This window comes from Variovorax sp. 20P10.2.4 (genome assembly GCF_058244205.1).
Genome location: NZ_JBZAYE010000992.1, coordinates 1 through 1,869, shown reverse-complemented (window position 1 = coordinate 1,869; position 1,869 = coordinate 1). Strand labels below are relative to the sequence as shown.

2 protein-coding genes are annotated in these 1,869 nt (G+C 72.6%); both read left to right on the top strand.

Features of this window, described 5'->3' with window-relative positions; genetic code table 11:
• The first annotated feature begins 46 nt into the window (after nucleotides 1-46).
• Nucleotides 47-1,021 carry a hypothetical protein gene (locus tag AC27VN_RS40320; protein WP_490880339.1) on the top strand — a complete coding sequence of 325 codons (975 nt, stop codon included), beginning with the start codon at nucleotides 47-49 and terminating at the stop codon, nucleotides 1,019-1,021.
• Between the two features lie 32 nt (nucleotides 1,022-1,053).
• Nucleotides 1,054-1,869, top strand: an 816-nt coding sequence (locus AC27VN_RS40315) for a hypothetical protein (protein ID WP_490880338.1), incomplete at its 3' end; no start/stop codon positions are given.

The following is a 1,869-nucleotide window of genomic DNA, read 5'->3' as shown; positions in this document are numbered from 1 at the left end:
ATCTCGGGCTGCAGCGCACGGCCGCTTCCTTCGAGGCCGCACTGCCATGACCCGCACCCTTCGTTGGTTCCTGGCGCGGATCGTGGCGGCGACGCTGTTCGCCGCGACAGCCACCGCCCAAACCGCCGTTCCCGCGGACCCGAGCCTCGCCGCGCCATGGCCCGCGCTGGCGCCGCCCGGCTTCGGCGTGATGGTCCACTACCTGCCCGATCGCCGCTCGATCGCCGACATGGCGCGCTTCGACGTCGAAGCCTTCGCGGCCACGCTGGCCGAGATGCGCGCCTCCTACCTGGTGCTGACGCTGGGGCAGAACAGCGGCCAGTACATCGCGCCCAATGCCGCGCTCGAAGCGCTGTGCCCGGCCAGCGCGCGCGACCGCCCGCCGCGCGATCTGCCGCTGGAGATCGGCCGCGCGCTGCGCCGCCGCGGCATCGCGATGGTGCTGTACCTGCCGTTTCGCGCGCCGCAGGACGATCGCTACCTCATGGGCTGCCTCGGCGACGTCTCCGAGCAGCAGCCGCCGCCCGCGCGCTTCATCGCGGGCTGGTCGCAGGTGATCGGCGAGTGGTCGCAGCGCTACGGCACGCTGGTGCGCGGCTGGTGGTTCGACGGCACCTACAACACGCGCGACATGACGCCCTCCGACTGGAACGCGCTGTGCGGCGCCGCGCGCAGCGGCGCGAGCGACCGCTGGCTCGCCTTCAACGCGGGCGAAGGGCCGCAACGTTTCAGCCTCAAGGCCGCGCCCTGCCAGAACCTGATGGCCGGCGAGTTCATGGACCCGCCCGCGCAGCTGGCCGCGCCGCCCTCGGACCTGATGTTCCACGTGCTGACGCCGCTGGCCGCCTCGTGGGGCCGCGTCTCCGCGCCGCGCTTCGCCGCGGCCCAGCTGCGCGGCTGGATCGCCGAGGCGGTCGCGCGCAAGGGGCTGTTCACGCTCGACCTGCCGCTCGATGCCGACTTCCGCTTCCTGCCCGCGCATGTCGCGCTGGTGCGCAGCGCGACGGCGCCCGCTCCCTGAATTCACCGCTCCCGCCCCAGGCCCCGCCGACCATGACCCAACCGCTTCTTTTCATCGTGGTGGAAGACCGCCAGAACAAGACCCTGGCGCTGTGCCGCGAATCGGCGGCCCGCGCGCGGGAGAACCTGCTGGTTCTCGCGGGCACCGAGGCGGGCGCGGACTACGAGCGCCTGTGCCGCAGCTACGTGCACCTGTCGAGCAACACGCCCGCGTTCGAGAAGATCTGCTTCCGGCGCTACTTCCTGCTGGCGGCCCACCTCGAGGCGCGGCCCGAATGCCGCGAGTTCGTGCTGCTCGACAGCGACGTGCTGCTGTTCCGCGGCCTCGGCGCGCACGTGCGTCGGCTGGTCGGCGAGGCGGACTTCTCGGGCTCGTTCATCGAGCCCCTCGATGGCTGGGACCCGTGCCAGATATCGCCGCACGTGAGCTACTGGAGCGCCGCGGGCCTCGCGGGCTTCGTCGCCTTCGTGCTCGACACCTACACCAGCCGCGCGGGGCGCGCGACGCTGCGCGAGATCGCCGCGCGCTTCGCGGCCCGGGGCGAGCGCGGCGGCGTATCGGACATGACGCTGCTGCATCTGTGGGCCCAGGCGAGCGGCAATGCGCGGCCGATCAACCGCGTGTTCGGCGGCTGCGTGATCGACCACAACATCAGCAGCGCCCACAACCTGCGCGCCAACGAATTCCGGCTGCTGGGCGGCGCCAAGCACCTGAGCTACCGCGATGGCCAGCCCTGCCTCACGACGCAGGCCGGCGAGACCGTGAACGCGCTGGCCCTGCATTTCCAGGGCCGCGCGAAGCTGGCGATGGCGCATGCGCTGCGCGGCGGCACGCGCCGGGTCGCGCTG

Excerpts from the sequence above, each read along its gene's own strand:
- AC27VN_RS40320 (WP_490880339.1), top strand. The coding sequence starts at position 47 with ATGACCCGCACCCTTCGTTGGTTCCTGGCGCGGATCGTGGCGGCGACG.